The following is a 21,558-nucleotide window of genomic DNA, read 5'->3' on the forward strand; positions in this document are numbered from 1 at the left end:
CAGCGTGAAATTCTGCAGGCGACGATGAGGCACGCATTTCGTGCCGTCGCAGGCAGCAAACGCAGCCCGGAGCACAGCGATGATCGATTTCGATTCTCAAGAGAAAACCAATTTTGCCGCAACCATGCATTACGACAGAGACCGCAGTCTGCACGATATGGTGCGTGAACAGGCCCAGGCCGTTCCGCACGCGACGGCAGTCGTTTTCGGCGACACGGCGCTCAGTTACCGCGAGCTCGATCGGCTCTCCGACGCGTTGGCGGTCTATCTCGTAAAGCTCGGCATCCGCAAGGCCGATATCGTCGGCCTGTTCCTGCCCCGCAGCCTAAACGCCATTGTCTGCAAGCTGGCGATTCTCAAGGCCGGCGGCGCCTATCTTCCCCTCGATCCCGCCTTTCCGATCGAGCATCTCGATTATGTCATCGGCGAATGCGAGCCGAAGGTCATCTTCGTCGATTCGGCCTACTGCGAGAAGATCAGCGCTGTTCCCAGCATGCGCGGCAGGGTCATCGAGGCCAGTGCGATCATCGCGGAAATGACGATCAGCCCGCCCCAGCCGAGACCTTCCGTGAAAATCGGCGGCGAAGATGTTGCCTATGTCATGTACACATCCGGTTCGACCGGCCGGCCGAAAGGCACCGCGATCGCGCATCGGAGCATCGCCCGAGTCGTGCTGGATCAGACCTATATCGACTTCCAGCCGGACGATGTGGTCCTCCACACCGCCACCATCGCCTTCGATGCTGCGACCCTCGAGATCTGGGGAGCATTGCTGAACGGCTGCACGCTTGCCGGCATGCCGGACACCAGCTTCTCGGTTGCTCGGCTCTGCAATGTCATGCGCGAAACCGGCGTCAGCATCACCTTCTTGACGACCGGCCTCTTCAATCTGTTCGCCGATCATGCCGACGTTGATCTGCCGAACCTTCGCCACGTTCTGTTCGGTGGCGATGTCGGATCGGCGGTCCATGCGCGGCGTTTTCTTGATCGCCATCCCGGCTGCAAGCTCACGAACGCTTACGGCCCGACCGAAACGACGGTTTTCGCGACGGCCTTCGAAGTGCCTGAGAACTTTTCGGGGCAGGAACTGCCGATCGGCAAGGCGATCGCACATACAGGCATTGCCGTCCTCGACGAGGAATTGCGCGAAGTGCCGCCGGAGACCGAAGGGCAGTTGGCGATATCGGGCGACGGGCTTGCGATCGGCTATTTCAGACGTCCGGATATGACCGCCGAAAAATTCGTGACGATCAGCACGAACAGCGGACAAAAGCGATACTATCTGACGGGAGATCTCGCCATTTTGCAGTCGGACGGCACAGTCGCCTTCAAGGGGCGGCGCGACCGTCAGGTCAAGATCAACGGCAAGCGTATCGAGCTCGATGAGATCGAGGCGACGCTGAGACGCGATCCGCGCCTTGCCGACGGCATCGTCCTTTGTCACGTCCAAAGCCCGACGCTGAAGCGCATCGTCGCCTACCTATGCCCTCGCCACGGGATCGCGGGCGCAGGGCCTGATTTCGTGCCGAGCGTCATGGCGGCGCTGCGCGCCGTACTTCCGGCCTACATGATCCCGAGTGCCGCCGTGGTGGTCGATGCATTTCCGTTGACGCCGGCCGGCAAGGTCGATCGATCGAAGCTTCAACCGCCGCCGATGGAATCCATCGAAATTGCACCGGACGCTGTTGCCAAGAGCCAAACGGAGACGCTGCTGACTAGGCTCTGGCAGGAGGCGCTGGGAACGGGGAAAATCGATCTCGACAGAAACTTCTTCGACCTCGGCGGAACCTCTCTTCAGCTCATGGAGATCCATGCGGGCCTTGAGACAGAGCTCGACCGTTCCGTCGACGTCGTCGCCTTGTTCAAGCATCCGACGATCCGCGAATTGGCCCGCTACGTCGATGGTAAGGCTTCGGGTTCGGCGCGCGCGATCGCCGCCGCCCAGCGTGCAGCCCTTCAGAGAAAGACCATGTCCCAATTCCGCAGGAGTTCTTCATGACGAAAAATCATGACACCGGTCATGTCAATGGCGATCAATATGATTTCAATGACGATCAGACTTGGGATAATCAGGATTCAGGTGGCATCGCAATTGTCGGCATGTCCGGTCGCTTCCCCGGGGCGCCTTCTGTAGATGCACTTTGGCAGCTCGTTTGCGAGGGGCGGGATGCCTTCTCGCAATTCTCACCGGAAGAACTCGAAGACGCCTTCACAGACGAGGAGCGCGCGCAGCCGAATTTTGTTCCGGCCCGGCCGCATCTTCGCGACGTCGAGATGTTCGATGCGGACTTCTTCGGCATGTATCCGCGCGAAGCGGCGCTGACCGACCCGCAGCACCGGGTCTTCCTGGAAATCTGCTGGGAAGCGCTGGAAGATGGCGGCTACGATCCGCAGCGCTATCCAGGAATGATCGGCGTCTTCGCCGGCTCCTCGATGCCGACCTATCTCATCAACAATGTCCTGGGCGATCGCGCCAAGGCCGAGGAATTCACGTCCAACTATCAGATCGGTTGTTTCCAACAGCTTGTCGGAGCACTCAACGATACGCTTGCGACACGCATCGCCTACAAATTCAATCTGCGCGGTCCCGCCTTCACGCTGCAATCGGCCTGCTCGACCTCGCTGCTGGCGGTGTCGCAGGCCTGCCAGAATTTGCTCATCTATAGCTGCGACATGGCACTTGCTGGCGGCGTCTCGATCACCATCCCGCAAAGGCGCGGCTATATCTATCAGGAAGGCGGCATGGCTTCGCCCGACGGCACTTGCCGCCCGTTCGATGCTGATGCCGCCGGGACGGTCTTTGCCAGCGGCGCCGGCGTTGTCCTTCTGAAGCGTCAGGAAGATGCGCTTCGGGACGGCGATCATATCTATGCGGTGATCAGAGGCTATGGCATCAACAATGACGGCTCCGACAAGGTCGGCTTCGTCGCACCCAGCGTCGACGGGCAGGCCGAAGCGATTTCCGCGGCTTTTGCGAATGCCGCCGTCTCACCCGCAACGATCGGCTATGTCGAATGCCACGGCACCGCGACACCGCTCGGCGACCCCATCGAATTCAGCGGCCTCAAGGGTGCTTTCTCGGAAGATCCGCCCGCGGCGGCAAGCTGTGCGCTAGGATCGGTGAAAGGCAATATCGGACATACGGATGCTGCCGCCGGGGTCACTGGGTTGATCAAGACCGCATTGGCGCTGGGCAAGGCGAAAATTCCGCCGATGGCCAACTATCAGAAGCCGAATCCGCGCATCGATCTCGATCGCAGCCCCTTTTACATACCGACCGAAATGATCGATTGGCCGGAAACGGAGGGACCGCGTCGGGCCGGCGTCAGCGCATTCGGCGTCGGCGGCACGAACATTCACGTCATCGTCGAAGAACCGCCGGTTCGTCACGATGAGCCAGGCGATGAGCGTGAAGGGCCTTATATTCTGCCGCTTTCGGCAAACGATCCGGCCGCCCTCTCTGCAATGCGCGCCAATCTCGGCGACCACCTTGCCAAGAACCCTGGGCTGCCTTTGGCACAACTGGCTCACACGCTGCAGGCCGGCCGGCGAGAGTTCGATCACCGTCTCGCCATCGTCGCCAGCACAGCGGAGGAAGCGATCGATCGCTTGGCAGCGGAGCGCTACCAGCCGCTCGTGGCCTCGGATGAACCGCCGGTGGCCTTCATGTTTCCGGGGCAGGGCGCTCAATATGCCGGCATGGGCGCCGGTCTTTATAATTCGGAGCCGGAATTTGCCCGCTGGATCGACCGCGGCGCCGAATTGTTGAAGATGACGCTCGGCGTCGATCTGCGCGACTATATCTGCCATATCGGCCCTGTGACGCAGGCCATGGCCGACGAACAGCGCGAGACACGCATCGCCCAGCCCTGCCTCTATCTGGTGGAATATGCGCTGGCGCGGCTGTGGTTGAGCCGGGGCGTCAAGCCCTACGCGATGATCGGCCATAGCGTCGGCGAATTCGTTGCCGCAACCCTTGCCAACGTCATTTCCTTCGAGGACGGCCTGCGGCTGGTCGCCAATCGCGGGCGGCTCATGCAGAACCAGCCACACGGCGCGATGGTGTCCGTGCGCGCCGATGCCGAAACCGTGTCGGTGCATCTGCGCGGCAACGTCGAAATCGCGGCGATCAATGCACCGAAGCTCTGCGTCATCTCGGGACCGTTCGATGATATCGACACGGTTTGCACCGGGCTGGAAGCCGCCGGCATCGCCTTCAGTCGGCTGCATACCTCGCATGCCTTTCACTCGGCGATGATGGATGAAGCCACCGTTGCCCTGCGCGAAGAGACCGCGAAGGCCACCTACGGCAACGCGACCATGCCATATATCTCCTGCGTCACCGGCGACTGGCAGACCGGTGAGCGGGGAACCTCGCCGGACTATTGGGCGACACATTGCCGTGACGCCGTTCACTTTGCCGATGGGCTTGTGACGCTCTGCCGCGGCCGAAAACCGGTGCTTCTCGAAGTCGGTCCCGGCCGAACGCTCTCGGTCTTTGCCGCGCAGACGATCGGCCGCGACGATCTCGCCGCCATCGTGCAGTCGCTTCCCGAGCATGACCGCGCCGTTGCTGCCTCCGAAGCCCTGGCGGAAGCACATGGCAAGCTCTGGATGGCCGGTTACACACTGGAATGGCCGGCTTTGCCCGCCGGTGCCCAGCAGCGCCTGGCCCTGCCAACCTATCCGTTCCAGCGCCAGCGCCATTGGATCGACGCGCCGCAATCCGCACGCCGCGCCTCGAGCCAACCGGCTCTGCCCGCTCAAGTTCCTGCGCCCGCTGCCTCTCCCGCAGCCGATGTCAACCTTGTCGATGAGAACAACGCCATGAACGTCGTAACACCACTCTCCCTTTCCGATCGCGTCCTCACACTTGAAACATCCCTGTTGACCTTGCTCAGCGAAATGTCAGGGGAGACGTTGGGGGTTACCGAGCGGGCGGTGACTTTCCTCGAACTCGGTTTCGACTCCCTGTTCGTCGGCCAGTTCGCACAGCGCATCGAGAAGGAATACAAGGTTAAGCTTTCCTTCCGCGAGCTGCTCAGCAACATTCCCTCTGTCGCCGATCTGGCTCTGCATCTCGACCAGCAGATGCCGCCGGATGCAGTGAAAGTGGCCGAGCCGCCACCGCTGGCGATGCCGGTTGCCACTCCTGCTACGCCGGTTGCTGCAGCACCCCTGTCAATTGGAATTCCGTCAGCGCTTCCTGTCGCCCCGATGCCGATGGTGTCCAGTGCTTCGCCCGATTTGGCAGCGGTGCTGCAATCGCAGATCCAGCTCGCACAGTCGTTGTTTGCCCAGCAGTTGCTGATCCTGCAGGGCGGCACGGCGCTCGTCCCGCCCGCCGTTGCGGCAATCCCAGCCGCCGCGCCGCCAGTATCGATGGCGGCTGTTACCGCTCCTGCTCCCGCGCCTGTCGTTGCGGCAGCCCCCAAGCCGGCGACGGAGGCAACGGAAACCGAATTCGGCACGGAACGCATCAAGCTCTACCGCCCGGGTGCCAAGAGCCTCGCGCCGGAAATGTCCAACGCCAAACGGGCCTTCATCGCCGATCTGACTGCTGCCTATGAAGCGAAGAATGCCAAGTCCAAGGCATTCACCAAGGACAATCGCCATTGGCTTGCCGACCCGCGCACGGCTTCCGGCTTCCGCGCGGACTGGAAGGAAATGGTCTTCCCGATCGTCTGCGACCATTCGAAAGGCGCGCATATCTGGGACATCGACGGCAACAAATACGTCGATCTCGTCAATGGTTTCGGACAGACCGCCTTCGGCCATGCCCCGGATTTCGTCATCGACGCCATCAAGGCCCAGGCCGACATCGGCTTCGCCATCGGTCCGCAGACGCCGCTTGCCGGCGACGTCGCCGAGATGATCGCCGAGGTGACCGGTCATGAGCGCGTCACCTTCTGCAACACCGGCTCGGAAGCCGTCATGGCCGCCATGCGTCTTGCCCGTGCCGTCACAGGCCGTGACCGTATCGTGGTCTTCGCCAACGACTATCACGGCCAGTTCGACGAAGTGCTGGTCAAGGGCCGCAACCGCGCCGACAAGCCGATCGCCTTGCCGATCGCTTCCGGTATCCCGATGGCCTCCGTGTCCAACATGACCGTGCTGCGCTACGGCGCTCCGGAAAGTCTCGACTTCATCCGCGCCAATGCCGATGACATCGCGGCCGTTATCATAGAGCCGATCCAAAGCCGCCATCCAGAACTGCAGCCGATCGAATTCGTTCGTGAGCTGCGCGATGTCGCCACCAAGTCTGAATTCGCCCTGGTCTTCGACGAAGTCGTCACCGGCTTCCGCGTCGATCCCGGCGGCATGCAGGCGATCTGGGGCATCAAGGGCGATATGGCGACCTATGGCAAAGTTGTCGGCGGCGGCATGCCGATTGGAGTTTTGGTTGGAAGCTCACGTTTCATGGATGCTCTCGACGGCGGCCACTGGAATTACGGCGATGACTCCGTTCCCATGACCGCCCCGACTTTTTTTGCCGGCACATTCGTACGTCACCCGCTGGTGCTTGCCGCAGCGCACGCCGTTCTGCATCACATCAAGGGTGTGGGTGCGGAACTTTATGGCCGCGTGGCCGAACGAACCCAGGCACTCGTCGCCGACATCAAGGCGGATCTCGCGAGACGCGGCATTGCCGATGTCGTTCATGGCTACAAGAGCTGGTTCGCCACCGACTTCAGCAGCCAGGATTCGCTGGGTGCGCTGTTCTACGCCCAGATGCGCCTCAACGGTGTCCACATCCAGGACGGCTATCCCTGCTTCCTGACGACGGCCCACAGCGAAGAGGATTTCCAGACGATCGCAAAGGCCTTCCGCGACAGCCTTGATGCCCTTCAGTCGGTGGGTATCCTCGCGCCTGCCGAAGATAGGCCAACCCCGATAGTCGAGACGAAAATACCGGCTGTAGCGCGCGCTCCGCGCCCACAATCCGCACCGCTGACGGAGGCGCAGACGGAAATTTGGCTTGCGGCACAGGCCGGCGACGAAGCCTCGTGCTCTTTCAACGAGTCCTTTTCGCTGAAGCTCGAAGGCGCTTTCGATGAGAGGGCGTTCCGCAAGGCCCTCGATACGGTCGTTGACCGCCATGACGCATTCCACATCCGCTTCGATCGCAGCGGCCAGTTCTTCCACTTCATTCCGGATTTCAAGCTCGACGCGCCGCTTGTCGATGGCGCCGACGAGGTGCAACTGCGGCAGATCATCGAAGACGAGGCGCTGACACCCTTCGACCTTGTCAACGGTCCCCTGGCACGTGCCAGCATCGTGAAGCTCAGCAACGACAAGCATGTCTTCGTCTTCACCGGCCATCATATCGTCTGCGACGGCTGGTCGATCAACGTCTTCGTCGATGAGCTGTCGACCGCCTATGCCGCCTATCAACAGGGCGACACGCCGCACTTCGAACCGGCACTGTCATTTGCCGCCTATTCGACCGACTTCGCACCGAAGCCGGAGAAGTCCGGAGCAACAGAACAATTCTGGCTCGACCAGTTCAAGACGGTTCCCGAACTGCCGGAAATGCCGCTTGACCGGCCGCGTCCGGAATATCGCAGCTTTGCAGGCGGAACCTGCACCGGCTTCATCGGCGAAGAGGTCTACAAAACGCTGAAGAAGGCGGGGGCAAAGTCGGGCGCGACGCTGTTTTCCACCCTGCTTGCCGCCCTGCAGGTAACGATCTCGCGGCTTTCCGGCCAGGAGGACATCGTCATCGCCATTCCCTCGGCCGGCCAGAGCCTGATCGGCGACCAGATCCTCGTCGGGCACTGCGTCAATCTCCTGCCGCTACGCCAGACCGTGACGCCGGCGGAATCGTTCGTCACCCACCTGAAGGCAACGCAGCAGTTGGTCTTCCAAGCCTTCGAGCATCAGGATTACACCTACGGCACGCTGGTGCGCAAACTCGGCATCAAGCGCGACTCGCGGCGCCTGCCGCTTACTGAGATCCAGTTCAACCTGGAGCGGATGGCCGGCGGTTCGGCTTTCGGCAATCTCAAGCCCTCGATCGAGCCGAACGCCAAGGCATTCTCCAATTTCGACATGTTCTTCAACATGATCGAGGCTCCGGATCACATTCGCATCGACGTCGATTACAACGCCGACGTCTTCGACCGCATCACCATCGAACGCTGGATCGGCCATTTCTCGACACTGGCGGCAACGCTTGCAAAAGATATGGATCGCAAAGTCTCCGAACTGTCGCTGCTGACGGCGGACGAAAAATCCTGGCTGATCGATGGTCTGAACCATACGGCGATGGAGTACAATCACGACGAGTTCGTCTTCTCGCTCTTCGCTCGGAAGGCAGCGGAACATCCGAACGCTATTGCCGCCGAGCATGATGGCCATACGATCACCTATCGTGAACTGGAAACCCGGTCCAACCAGCTTGCTCTTTATCTGCAGATGGCGATCCCCGAACCCGGCCAGCGCATCGCGCTTCTGGTCGAGCGCTCGCTCGAAATGATCGTCGCCCTCATCGCGGTCATGAAGGCCGGGCACACCTACGTGCCCATGGACCCGGCGCATCCTGAGCCGCGGTTGCGACAGACGCTGGATATCGCCCGTGTAGGCGGCGTGATTTGCGACAGCGATGCGATGGAGCACCTTGCGGCCCCGGGCACGCCCGTCATCCGCGTCGACAAGGATGCCAAGGCGATCGGCTCGATGGCGAGTGCGACGCTCAGGAACCTGCCGACCGATAGCACGGCTCCAGCCTATATCATCTTTACGTCAGGCTCGACCGGTATGCCAAAGGGTGTGGAAGTATCCCACCGGGCGCTGACCAACTTTCTTCTCTCCATGGGGAAGGAACCCGGCTTCACGGCCAATGACACGCTGATCGCGGTAACCACGATCTCCTTCGATATTGCCGGGCTGGAAATATACCTGCCCTTAATATCCGGCGGAAAGGTCGTCATTGCCAGCCGCACGCAGGTCCAGGACGGCTTTGCGCTGGTAAAACTGATCAACGATCACAATGCCACGGTGCTGCAGGCGACCCCGACACTCTGGCAGATGTTGACCGAGGCCGGCCTCAAGGAGCGGCTGAACCTGAAAATGCTCTGCGGCGGCGAGCCGCTGCCGAAAGAACTGGCGAAATCGCTGCTGACGATCGGGGCCGAGCTCTGGAATATGTACGGCCCGACGGAAACGACCATCTGGTCGTCGCTGCAGCGGATCACCGACGCGGATCAGCCGATCACGATCGGCCACCCGATCGCCAACACTCAGCTTTATATCCTCGATCAGCACAATTGCATCGCACCGATCGGCGTCACCGGTGAGCTGCATATCGGCGGCGACGGCCTGGCTAACGGCTATTTCGACCGGCTCGATCTGACCGAAAGAGCCTTCGTGCCGTTCTGCTTCGCCGTCGGCAGGCCGAAGCGGCTCTATAAGACCGGTGACGTCGGACGGCGACTTGCCGACGGCTCGCTGCAACTGCTCGGCCGGCGCGACCAGCAGATCAAGTTGCGTGGCTTCCGCATCGAGCTCGGCGACATCGAAGCCGTGGTGTCCAAAGCAGAAGGCGTTCGCCAATGCGCCGTCGTCGCGGCGGAAAACCAGAAGGGCGATCGCTCTCTCGTCTGCTACGTCATCCCGGCGATCAGCGGTACCGAGCTTTCGCCCGCCGATCTCGCTGCCTATGCCAAGGCCAATCTCCCCGGCCATATGGTGCCGAGCTTCTGGGTGACGGAAAGCGAGCTGCCGCAGACCGCCAATGGCAAGCTCGACCGCAAGACCCTGCAGATGCGCGGTGTCCCGCAGCGCGAGGCCGCACCGGTCAAGGTCGAACCGAAAACGGAGACGGAGCGGCGGCTGCTGACGATCTGGCAGGAGGTGTTGAACCTCGGCGACATCAGCGTCGACGACAATCTCTATGCGCTGGGCGCCGACTCGCTGACGATCTTCCGCATCGCCGCACGCATGCTCGACACCGGCCTGTCGCTGGAGGCGAAGCATCTGCTGCGTCATCCATCAGTGGCAGAGCTGGCGGCCTTTGCCGACAGCCGGGGAGAGACAACGGCCGATCCGGTTCAGTTCCACGTTCCATCATTGAAAGACTTCCGTAACGGCGCACGCCGCGGAATGGAGAGGGCAATATGAGTACTGTTGAAAATAGCCCCGTAGGCCAGGTTGCCGATCCGGAGATCATCGGCGAGTTTCCCTGCACGCAGACACAATTGCGCTGCTGGATTCTCGACAAGTTGCTCCCTGGCAATCCAGCGCTCAATGTTGCCGTCCGCTGGGAAATTCGCGGCGCGTTCAAAGCCTCCACCATCGAGGCAGCATTTCGCAAGGTGATCCAACGCCACGAAATCCTCAGGACGCGGTTCATCGAAAGGGAAGGCCAGCCCTTTCAGCAGGCGGTCGACAGGATCGATTTCAAGATGTCGGTGATTGATCTGCGCAGCATGGCGTCCGATCAGCGCCAGGCGAGGATTATGTCGATCGGCGAAGAGACGGCGCAGGCTCCCTTCGATCTCGGCAAGCCTGGACTCTTCCGCGTCTCCCTGCTGATGGCCGAAAATGACCGCGGTGTACTGCTCATCACCGCTCATCAGAGCTGCTTCGACGGTTGGTCGATCCGTGTACTCGGACGGGAAGTGGGGGAAATCGCCGCCGGTATCGACGCCGGCCGGCAGCCGGTGCTGCCGGAGTTGCCGCTGCAATATGGCGATTATGCCCTTTGGCAGCAGGAATATCTGCAGAGCTACGGTTTCGAGACGGAGAAAACCTTCTGGCGTGAGAAACTCTCTGGCGCGCCTTACTTCGAAGTGACGTCGGATCATCCGCGCGGCCGTGTGAAGACCAATCACGGCAACATCCTCTCTATCGCGCAGCCGCTCTCCTTCAGCGAGCGTATGGATGCCGCCGCACGCGCTCATCGCGTCTCGCAATACAGCTATGGCGCCGCCATCATCAGCGCCATGCTGCACCGGCTGACGAATGCCCAGACCGTGATGTTCGGTTCGCAGGTGGCGGGCCGAGAGCATGCCGATCTCGAAGATCTGATCGGCGTCTTCATCAACAATCTCGTGCTGCGCTTCGATTTCTCTTCCGACACCTCGTTCGCGCAGCATATTCATTCGGTCAGCGAGACGGTGGAGGGCGCGCTCAACCATCAGCGGATGCCGTTCAACAAGCTGGTGGAGCTGATCAATCCGGTCCGCGATCCCTCGCGCAATCCGCTGATCTCCGTGAACTTCAACTTGCAGAAGGCGTTTCTGGAAGATCACCGCTATGGCGGCTTCGAGTTGATCAGCTCGCCATCGCAATCGCCGGGCGTCATCTACGATCTGAGTTTCATCATGATCGGTCGGCCGTCGGGTTGGCGCATGTCGATCGAATATAATGCCGATCTCTTCGAGGCGAGCACGATCGAAGGCTTGCTGCAGCTCTGGCAGAAGGCCTATGAGATCGCTCTCGACCATCCCGAGGCATCACTGTCGTCGCTGATCGCGCCCGAACGGCACGCCGTCGGTGCCGCCAAAGGCGCGTCGTCCGCAGAGGTTCCCGCGAGCCAGGCTTTGGCCGATACGCCAGTGGCGAAAAAGACGGCGGCGCTTGCGGCCCTCTGGCAGGACCTCCTCCAGGTTCCGCAGGTATTGCCGAAGGACGACTTCTTCGCTCTCGGCGGTCATTCGTTGCTGGCGTTGCGGCTGCTGTCGGCCGTGCGGGATAAATTCAATGTCCAGCCGACCTTGGAGCTTCTGTTCAAGGAGCCGACGCTCGAAGGCTTTGCCGCCGCCATCTTCGATACGCCGAAGACGGAGGAATCTGCCGCCCCGATCGCCAATCCCTGGGATTTGATCACCTGCAAACGCGGCACAGGGCCAGCCTCGGTTTATACTCTAAACCATCCCTTCCTTTACTACCGCCTGGCAAACGAATTGCCGGATACGGTTTCGGTCCACAACGTCAACATGTTCAACACCGATCTCGAAAATCTGGCTGGAATGCAGCTCGAGGATATCGCTCGCTATGCGGTCGATGCCATGCAGATCGACGTTAACGCTGGGTCCGTCGCCGTCGTTGGTCTCTGCGTCAACGGCACATTGGCTATGGAGGTGACCCGGCAGTTGCGGGAAAAAGGGGCTGATGTCAGCTTTACCGCTATGATCGACACATGGGCGCCAGGCTACTTCCGCTCGCTGCCGAAAAGGGAGCAGAAGCGATGGAACAGAGAACGGCGCGTCAAACGCCTCGCCTATTTCACCAAGAAGGTATTGTCGGGCCGGACGCCGCTGATCGTGTTTCTCAAGGAGTTCAATTTCTCGCTCGCGCTTCTGAAAATGTTCGGCGTCAAAGCTGGGCAATATTCGCCTGAGGAAGAGGCCAATGCGGCGGTGACGGATCTGCTGGTGGTGGCTGCGCGCAACTACAAGCCGGTGCAGAACAAGGACCCTTCTGTGATCCTGCTGCGCAGCCAGGCCAATCATCCCCGCGCTCGCAAACTGCTGTTCGGCTGGGGTGATGCCGTGGCCGCAGATACCACCGTTCTCGACATCGATGGCTGGCATGAAGACTCAGTCGCCGAACTGGCATCGGCCATTTCCAAGAAGTTCGGCGGCGCTTAGGCGCCGCCTCGACAAATATCCGGCGAAACCGCACAGGAAACGCGACTATGGATATGACCAAGCCTTTGAGGATCGGTGTTCTTGTCGGGCACAAGGATAGGTTCGAGAACTGGGAGCTAATGGTCTTCGACCGGATACTTGCCGATCCGCGCTTTGAGTTCGTTACCCTGCTCATCCATCCGCATCCTTTCGCCGATCGGATGGTCTCGTCGCTATTTGCGTTGGAGGCACGGCTGGAGGGCAAATTGCTCGCCCGGCAGCCTGCCTATACCCCAAAGCATTTCGATGCCCGCCATCAGCGCATCGATTATCTCGAAGCTATCAGCGGCCACAATACCGCCGATGGCAGCGTCGCCTCCGCATTGCTCAAGCGCCTCGATCTCGATCTTGTCATGCGTACCACGCCCGAAGGCTTGCCGGACGATGCGACTCGGGCTTTGCCATTCGGGGAATGGGCCTTCAATTTCTCCGACCAGCAATCGGAGCATGCCGATTGGTTCAGCTATGCCGATGTCGTTGCCAGGGCACCGACCACGGAGCTGACGCTTTATGCCAAGCGCGGCGGCGAAACGCAGGTTGCCCAGATCGCTTCTTCCTCGTTCAATATCAAGTTCAGTGCGGCGCGCAACGCCGCCTTCGTGCGGGAGCGCGGCGTGACGCTTCTGATGCGCGAACTCGGCCGTTTGGCCGATACGCGCCGGCTCGACGCAACATCAGTGGCACGCCTGCCGGCAATATCCGCTCCTTCATTCGGCGATCTCTTCCGTTATACCGGCGCATTGTCAGGTTATCTCTCAGCAAAAGCGTTTAAGGCATTGAAATCAAAACTGCGTTTCGGTTCATCCATCTGGACGCTCTATACCGGCCGTGGGCGGATCGATGATTTCGATCCTAGTCAGGCGATCGAAATCCCACCGACCAAGGGCGACATCAAGGCCGATCCATTTCTCTTCCAGCACGATGGCGAGTGCTATTTGTTTTACGAAGCCTATGCCGATGGCGACCGCAAGGCGCATATCGCAGTCGGCCGCTTCAACGGCGACAAGGTAGAGCGGCTCGGCGTGGCGCTCGATTGCCCGCACCATCTCTCCTATCCATTCGTTTTCCGCGACGGTGACGACATCTTCATGATGCCAGAGACGCACCAATCGCATCGTCTCGAGGTCTGGCGCTGCACGGAATTCCCATTGAAATGGGAGCTTTATTCCACCGCCCTCGAGGGGCAATCAGCTGCCGACAGCATTCTGACGCGTCACGGCGACAAATGGTGGCTCTTCACCAATCTCTCGGATCATCACGCCTACGAAGATCACTGCAACGAGCTCTACGTCTTCGAGGTCGATGGTCCGGAGCTGAAGCGCCTCGTGCCGCACAAACGCAATCCCGTCGTCATCGGCAGCACCGTTGCCCGCAATGCCGGGCGCATCTTCGAGCGCGACGGCAAGATATACAGGCCGTCGCAGCGAAATTCCCATGGCCTCTACGGCTACGGGCTGAACATTATGGAAATCGAACAGCTTACGCTCGATGATTATCGCGAACGCTGCATCCGCACGATTACGCCCGACTTCAAGACCGGACTTCTCGGCTGCCATCATTTCGATGCAGCGGGCGGGCGCTATATAATGGACGCGAGATTGAGCATTTAAAGCCTGTCGCGCAAAAGTGCGTTGCGGTTTTGCGATAACGACATACGCAAAATGAAGAACCTAGAGCGCAACGAGCGAAGCCGAGAGGTTGCGATTTGCTTTAGACGGCCCATTGTCTTCGCTGCGGTAGCGCAAACCAACCGGATGCCCCTTTGTTAGAGCGACGACGGCGCCGGCGAACATGACCGGTGTTTCGAGTTCCAGGATCCGCCAGTTCGAAGGCGCATCCGGATCGCCCTCCAGTCGCTCCAATCTCGGCTCGTTTGCCCAATCGAAGGTCACGTCGAAACTGTCGAGCGGCAGCGATAGCCCCGCGCCATGCGCCTTGACGAAAGCCTCCTTGCGCGTCCAGCACCGGTAGAAACCGTCGAGATAAGCCTCCGGCGGCAGTGCCTGCAGGGTCAAGTATTCCTTGCGAGAAAAGAAGCGGCCGGCGATGTCTTCCTTCAGGAGACGAATCTCCTCGACATCGATGCCAAGCTCGTAGCGATCAGAGATGGCAAGGGCTGCAAGATCGGCGCTGTGGCTGAGATTGAAACTGAAGGGAGTGCCGTCAAGAAGAGCGATAGATGGCTTGCCGTAGTCGTTATAGGTGAAAGCCAATAATTTCGGCGGCAGGCCTAAATAGCGCCCCAGGATGGACCGCAACCGCCCCCGTCCGACAATGAATCGCCGTCCGTCGCGCTCACGCACGAAACGCGCGGCTCTTGCCAGCTCCTCAGCGGATAGTAGCGCCGCGTAACCTTCGACCGAAGACGGCGGCGCATCCAAGCTCCAGGTCCAGACGTCGATAGCGTCGGGACCGATCATTTCGCAGCTAGCTTGTTGCATAGGAAAGCTTGCCACTGGCGGCCGGGCCTTGGCGAACCATACGCCGCGCCAGATAGGCGACCAGTGCCGTCGGGTAGTTCTCGCCGAGGCTGATGCGGCAGGTACGCTTCAGGATATCCAGCGTCTGCGCGCACATGTCGGGCGTATATTCGATCTTCCGATCTGTCCAATTGTAGGGGTTCATCGCCGGATGGCCGCTGCGCTGCTGCAGTACGGGTTGCCAATTCGTGTAGACATGGCGGCTGGAATCGTAAAGCCGATAGACGCCGCGCCTGTTCTCCTCGGCAAACTGCTTGGCATCATCGGGCGTTTCGAAGATGACATGCAGGCCGGCGGCATTGGCGACATCATTGTGCGGACCGACGCGCATCCTGTCGCTCTTCGACAGGATCTCAGTCATCATGTCGTAGCGCTTGCGCATGCGGGCGATCATCGGATCGAGCCGCTTCAGTTGGACGCGCAACATCGCTCCTTGGATCTGGCTTGCCTTGAAATTCACGCCAAGCATCGGCGGTTCATTGGCATTGTCGAGATAGCCGCGAAACAGCGAGCCGATGTCGTGATACATGCGCGCCCGGGCGAAGAGCTGCGGATCGTTGGTGACGACGGCACCGCCTTCGCCGATATTCATGTTCTTGAACTGGTTGAAGCTATAGGCGCCGAGGTCGCCGATCGTGCCCGTGCGCTTATTCTTGTAGCTGAGGCCAACGGCCTGGCAGGCATCCTCGATGACGATCAAATTGTGCTCTCGGGCAATGCGCATGATGCTGTCCATGTCGCATACCATGTTCGACATGTGCACAGGGATGATCGCTTTCGTCTGCGGCGTGATCTTCCTGACGATATCGGCTGGGTCCATCGTCAAAGTGTGGTCGATGTCGACGAGAATCGGGACAGCGCCGGCCGCCAACGGTGCCGCGGCGGTGGCGATCCAGGTGTAGGCGGGTACCAGCACTTCGTCGCCGGGGCCGATGCCGGCTGCAACCAGCGCGGAAATCAGTGCCCCGGTGCCGCTGCTCATCGTCAGCGCATGCTGCACGCCGAACTTGGCGCAGAAATCGGCCTCGAACCGCAGTAGGGGACCGCCGGTATCATCGCCAAAGCGTGCCAATTTTCCTGAGGCAAACACCGGCGCAAGCGCCATCCATTCCCGCAATCCGACCTTAGCCATATCTTTCGCTCCCGATGAAAATCAGCGGCTCTCGTCTTGGAGACTAGCGCCCGTTCACGCCGTTTTCAGCATGGCTTTCCGGCCAGAAAGGTTTGACGCGAAGCCAAACGACCTATCCAAAATCGGTAGCTGAGATACGCGTCTATGCCGATTGGACGATTATCCGCCAAGTCGAAATTCCGATAGAAAAACAAAGAATTGCGAGTGAATGTTATCACAGCGATTCGTAACCGCAGATCAGCCCAGGACAATACCCTGAGGCATGCCGATATCGCCATCGTTAGCAGCCCCGACGACAAGGCGTGACGAGGATCCGCTGCGCACCATTTCGGGAATATCGCTAGCCGAGGCGGAAGTAGAAGCCGGCGCTTTCACTTGGTCCTAATTCCGGATGGGTATCAATAAGATGACACAGCGATGGGATCGCCCACCGGTCGATCTGCTTGTAACCGAGCTGCGTTACATCGCTTAGGAAAGTGGCCTCATCGCGCATCTGATAGGGCACATATGAGCCGCTTATTCGTTCCAACGTCACAACGGTGCCGCTCTTGTGGAACGCGACCTTGTTGAGGATCAGATGCAGAGGCAAGGCCGGCAGGCGCCGCAACAGGCTGGAGAGCGGCACGTCCAGATACTGCATCAGGCCGGAACCAAGAAAAAGCGGTATGCCGCCGGCATCCTCGATCCGGTCGACGAAGGTGAGGCCGGTCAAGCCTTCCTGCTGCGCCAAGCGCCGCCCGACGCGGGCAATCGAGGGAAGGTCGTAGACGATCCAGCGGAAGGATTCATCGAACTGCAGCAACGGCCGGAAAGCCCTGTATTTGGTCCCCATATGGCCGCCGGCATCGATCAGGCCGTCAACCTCCTGCATCAGGTTACGCATCCAAAACATCACCGGATAGTCCCATGGCAAGACTTGGCACATCAGGGAGAAGCCGGCATTGGCGATTTCCTCGTGGTCGTAACCGGCCATTGGCATGGTCTTGGCGGCGGCGAAGGCGGCCTCATAGGAGCTGTAAGCTCCCGTGAACCGCCGCGGGAAGGGCGATAGATAGCGCAGGCGTCCGCCGGCGGCGCGCAGCGGCGACAAAGAGCGGCCAAGGCTGCGAACCGTGCCGCCGAGGATCGAGCGCGTGTTCTTTGACAAGGATGCGGTCGTCATTGCGATTTCCTCAATCAGCCGCGAGCGGCCTTTCTTGTTCGAAACTTCCAGGAACTATCGCCGACCGCCCGCAAAGATCGGGATCGGGATGCCGATCACTTTCTGAAGGATAGCAAGGGTGAGCACGTAGATCGTTCCACCGAACACGACCTGTATCGCGAGGGTCGAGAGGTGGCGCAAGGCAGACGCTTCTGCGAGATAGCCCAGCGAATAGACGGTTGCCGCCATTGCTGCGATGGCGACCGCGACATAGGCGCAGTCGCGTATCACCCGGCTCCATGCGAGACCGCCATAATTGCGCTGCAGATGCATCGAGACCGCAAAGGAGATTAGCGATGCCAGGCATTGACCCCAGGCCGCCGCCTCGACGCCGAAGGGAGCCAGTAGAACGATCAGGCCGACGGAGATAGCGCCGTTGAACAGCAGTGCGGCAGGCATGCGCCTGATATTGCCGGACAGAGATAACAGCGGCTCGGTGACATAGCCAGGCGTCAGCAGCACCTGCTTCGCCGACAGGATCGTCACGAGAATCGCTGCCGGCGCCCATTTGTCGCCGAGCACCACGTCGATCAAGCCCGATGAAATCAGCGACAGGCCGAGATAGATAGGCGCCGAGATCGCCATCAGGATGGTCATGAAGGTGGTCGCGGAGGTACCGACATCGCGGGACGTTTTGCCGTTGGCATCGATCTTGACAGCCACTCGGCGAAACAATGTCCAGGCGAGCATGCGCGCCGGCTCGCCAATGAGTTCGGAGAAGGCGGCAATGATCCGCTCGGCGACGCGGTAGTAACCGGCCTCGGCGAGGCCAAGAAAGCTGCCGATCGCAAGCGTGCCGGAATAAGAACGCAGGAAGATGATCAGCCGGTTTGCCAGAATATGACGCGAGAACTCGAGAATTTCGCGCGCGAACGGCAAGGTGAGGCGCAGCTTTGGATACCAGCCTGCAACGATGGCGGAGGCGAATACGCCGACAAGCAGTGTTGCAAGCCGTCCCGCCACGAGCGAGAAGATATTCCAACCGATCCACAGACCGAGCATGGTGACGCCCAGCCCAGTGACCTCTGATGCGATACGGATAGCCGCTTGCTTGCGCAAAAGCCCCCTTGCGACCAGCAGCCCATCATAGACGACCGAAAGCGACGAAGGCAGGAACCAAGAACTGAAGAGGCAGAGCAGCATGCCTTCCCAGGGCTGATGGAAGAAAAACCAGACGACCGCGGCAATGGAAAGGCCGACCATCGTCACCAGCATCCCGGAGATGATCGAGATCGTGCCGACTTGGTCGAGCTCGTCCCGTGTGCACTCCGTCTTCATGATGAATTCGCCCCATCCGCCTTCGGCAACGACGACGAGCAGGATCACGACGGCGGAACTATAAGCGTAGAGGCCGAATTCCGCCGACTCCAATACGCGAGCGGCGACGAGGAAAACGACGAGTTGCACGACCTGGGACACGATCTTCGAACCCAAGGTCGAAGCGCCGTCGCCGATAACGGACGGCAAACGCAGGCGAAGCCAACGCGGCAGGTGGGAGCGGCGGGAAGAGGAAGGGGGAAGGGGGAAGCCGTCCATCAACGCACCGCCTGAGTCGAACGAAAGGACGTCAAAATCCCTGTGTCTTTCCACTGTTGACTCATCACTGCTCCGTAATATTGAATGGTTTTCCTTAAGAAAAACCAGTTATGCTGTAGATAACTCACGTATTGCTCCCATTCGAGACACAATCTTGCGCCATGGGGAACAATCAAAAAACGAAGTAAATTGGCGTCGAATGGCCTAACGTTGCGTAAGTTGCTGTTCAGGCCCACAACGATGGTTTTAACTGGTGCTCGCTCAACCGAGGGCTTTTCGTAAACAGTCATGAGACAACAAGCAGAACAGGTCATGAAGGACGTCGATCCCGATCGCGCCACAACCGGGCGGCGGCGCTTCCAGCGGCGGAAATTGGTACTTCGTTGGCTGCTGATATTGTTTTGTCTCGCTATCTGGGCCGCGGTCGCCATCTTCTTCATTTGGTGAGCCGTTCCTTTTCATTGCGAGCAAGCAGCACGACGCCGACCGTCTTCCAGAGAATGGCGATGTCCGTCCAGAATGAGCACGTGTGGTAGTAATCGACATCGAACTGCACGCGTTCCTCATAGGAGGTGTCGGCGCAGCGGTTGACCTGCCATAGGCCGGTGATGCCGGGCTGCAGCGCCACATAGCAGTGCAATTGCGATCCGTAGCGTTCAAGCTCGGCAGCCACGACCGGGCGCGGTCCGACCAGGCTCATCTCGCCGCGCAGCACGTTGAGGAGCTGCGGCAGTTCGTCGGCACTGCTCATGCGCAGATATTTGCCGAGCCAGTGCACCCGCGGATCGTTCATCAGCTTGCGGGTGGCCAGCCATTCTCTCTTCCGCTCCGGCTCGCGCTCCAGCAATTCCGCGAGGCGCGCATCGGCATCGCGGCGCATGGAGCGGAATTTCAAGCACTGGAACGTGCGGCCCTCGCGGCCGATACGAGTGTGGCGGTAGATGATGGGGCGGCCATCGACCAATAGCAGTGCGATGGCGATCACAAGAAGCGCGGGGGCCAGAAACAGCAGCCCCGTGACCGAAAGCAATATATCGACAGTACGCTTGGTGCGGCTGCGCCTCGCTGTCCGTTTCAAATCGTGCAGCGATTGCTCATCATGAGCATAGCCATCAAAAGCCGACAGCATTTTTGGGAACCTCTCGACATTCCGAACCATACCGCAAAGCTGCCAGTTGCCCTGAAACTTGACAATTGACCCTGCGGGTATTGCCCTAGTCCCATTGACGTAAGGCCGAGAATGCACGGCTAGGTCAGCGGGTATTTCGTCTACTCGACTACCCGATTGGCGATTGTTCAGCGGTTTCGGGATAATCATCTTCTAAGGAGGCCGAAGCCGTCCGGTCGCTCGTGCGCTCCAGAATGCGACCATAGAGAGCGATCAGCGCATCCCGCCAGGAGGCTGGTGTGTGAGCGAGACCGCTTGAACGGCGCATGCAATTGACGCTCATCAGGCGGATCAGCATGTTGTCGCCCGCAAGCCGGCGCATCGCGGCAGCAAGCGATTCCACCTTGCCGCTCTGGAAGGTCACTCCGCAGCCAAGCTCGGCAATCTCGTGGCTGAGAAGTGCTGCGTCGGGGAGGATCACTGGAATGCCGCTGGTCACCGCCTCCAGGGCCGCCAATCCGAAAGGCTCCGGCACACGCGACGACACGACGAGCGCGCGGGCGCTGCTGATTATGCCTCGCATCTCCTCCTTGGATTTCCAGCCATGGATCACGACCTCGGGGTAGTTGCGCTCCAGCAGCGCGCGGCCGGCGCCATCGCCAATGACATGGAGATCTATGCCGGCAAGCCGCGCCGCCATGGCAGCATCTTCAAACCCTTTTTCGGGCTCGAGCCGTCCGACGAAGAAGAAATTGTGCTTGTTCCATGGCGCCATGGGTTGCTTCAGGAAGGGTTCAACCGGATTGCGGATGATCTCGATATTGTCTGTTTCTATACCGCTACGGTCGAAATAATCGCGCATGCGCTGATGCACGATGACAATATTGGCGGGCGTTTGGCGGGTCGGGTAAAAGTGCTCGCGCAGCAGATGCCGCGCCGATCGCCAGACCTTTTCGTGGTAGCCGCGCTTGTCGCATTGCGTCATCAGGCATTGCATCGACATCGGCGTGAGATGGCAGACATCGTTCTTGCGATAATTCGCGAAGCCGCCGTTCGGGCAGGATAGGAAATAGTCGTGGGCATGTAGGACGACCCGTTCGCGTACCGGCCACAGCGCCCGAAAGATCGACGGCGATAGAATCTTCGACCAGCCATGCACATGGTAGATCGTAGCTGGCGTGTCCCCGCGGGCGATGAGATCCTGCAGGGCGGTGTAGGCGCTCCTGCTGTAAAGCCCGCCGGCTAGCGCACTCATGCGCCCCTGCTGCGTTAGGGGCTGACCATTAAGATTGATGGTATCGGGCGCCGGCGGATCGCCGCCGGCGGCATCGCCGGCAAAATAAGCGACCGGAATTCCGGCGCGTTGCAACAGATCGGCAGAAAGGATCGCCAGATTCGACGCTCCGCCGACCTTGACGGAGCGGTCGTTGATGATGACGACCCGATCGGGACGGGATGGGGTCACA

11 protein-coding genes are annotated in these 21,558 nt (G+C 60.2%); 4 read left to right on the forward strand and 7 right to left on the reverse strand.

The genetic code is table 11. From position 1 onward, the window contains the following. The first annotated feature begins 79 nt into the window (after window positions 1-79). The 4 genes from CCGE525_RS29585 to CCGE525_RS29600 are packed head-to-tail and all read left to right on the forward strand — an operon-like array spanning window position 80 to window position 14,245. A complete protein-coding gene (locus CCGE525_RS29585; protein WP_120707783.1) occupies window positions 80-1,999 on the forward strand; it encodes a non-ribosomal peptide synthetase in 1,920 nt (639 codons plus the stop codon). Beyond that, a complete protein-coding gene (locus CCGE525_RS29590; RefSeq protein WP_120707784.1) occupies window positions 1,996-10,122 on the forward strand; it encodes a non-ribosomal peptide synthetase/type I polyketide synthase in 8,127 nt (2,708 codons plus the stop codon). Before CCGE525_RS29585 ends, CCGE525_RS29590 begins: the two co-directional genes overlap by 4 nt. Further along, window positions 10,119-12,596 carry a condensation domain-containing protein gene (locus CCGE525_RS29595; RefSeq protein WP_120707785.1) on the forward strand — a complete coding sequence of 826 codons (2,478 nt, stop codon included), beginning with the start codon at window positions 10,119-10,121 and terminating at the stop codon, window positions 12,594-12,596. Before CCGE525_RS29590 ends, CCGE525_RS29595 begins: the two co-directional genes overlap by 4 nt. A 47-nt stretch (window positions 12,597-12,643) precedes the next feature. Further along, the gene (locus tag CCGE525_RS29600) at window positions 12,644-14,245 is read left to right on the forward strand and encodes a glucosamine inositolphosphorylceramide transferase family protein (RefSeq protein ID WP_120707786.1); all 1,602 of its coding nucleotides are present in this window, start codon (window positions 12,644-12,646) and stop codon (window positions 14,243-14,245) included. Between the two features lie 60 nt (window positions 14,246-14,305). Here CCGE525_RS29600 and CCGE525_RS29605 read toward each other — a convergent pair whose 3' ends face one another. The 7 genes from CCGE525_RS29605 to CCGE525_RS29630 form a co-directional block, all read right to left on the reverse strand. Further along, window positions 14,306-15,076, reverse strand: coding sequence for a 4'-phosphopantetheinyl transferase family protein (locus CCGE525_RS29605; RefSeq protein WP_120707787.1), 771 nt, complete (start codon window positions 15,074-15,076; stop codon window positions 14,306-14,308). Then, a complete protein-coding gene (locus CCGE525_RS29610; protein ID WP_120707788.1) occupies window positions 15,063-16,247 on the reverse strand; it encodes a DegT/DnrJ/EryC1/StrS family aminotransferase in 1,185 nt (394 codons plus the stop codon). The genes CCGE525_RS29605 and CCGE525_RS29610 overlap by 14 nt, the downstream gene beginning before the upstream one ends. Window positions 16,248-16,587: 340 nt before the next feature. Continuing rightward, entirely contained in the window at window positions 16,588-17,409 is an 822-nt protein-coding gene (locus tag CCGE525_RS29615; protein ID WP_120707789.1) for a methyltransferase, TIGR04325 family, read from the reverse strand. Between the two features lie 54 nt (window positions 17,410-17,463). Further along, a complete protein-coding gene (locus CCGE525_RS29620; protein WP_120707790.1) occupies window positions 17,464-18,984 on the reverse strand; it encodes an oligosaccharide flippase family protein in 1,521 nt (506 codons plus the stop codon). Then, window positions 18,984-19,424 carry a hypothetical protein gene (locus CCGE525_RS38535; RefSeq protein ID WP_162950345.1) on the reverse strand — a complete coding sequence of 147 codons (441 nt, stop codon included), beginning with the start codon at window positions 19,422-19,424 and terminating at the stop codon, window positions 18,984-18,986. The genes CCGE525_RS29620 and CCGE525_RS38535 overlap by 1 nt, the downstream gene beginning before the upstream one ends. Further along, a complete protein-coding gene (locus tag CCGE525_RS29625; protein WP_120707791.1) occupies window positions 19,421-20,113 on the reverse strand; it encodes a sugar transferase in 693 nt (230 codons plus the stop codon). Before CCGE525_RS29625 ends, CCGE525_RS38535 begins: the two co-directional genes overlap by 4 nt. Window positions 20,114-20,261: 148 nt before the next feature. Next, a complete protein-coding gene (locus CCGE525_RS29630) occupies window positions 20,262-21,557 on the reverse strand; it encodes a glycosyltransferase family 4 protein (protein WP_245472206.1) in 1,296 nt (431 codons plus the stop codon). Window position 21,558 lies beyond the last annotated feature (1 nt).

This window comes from Rhizobium jaguaris (assembly GCF_003627755.1).
Lineage (GTDB): Bacteria > Pseudomonadota > Alphaproteobacteria > Rhizobiales > Rhizobiaceae > Rhizobium > Rhizobium jaguaris.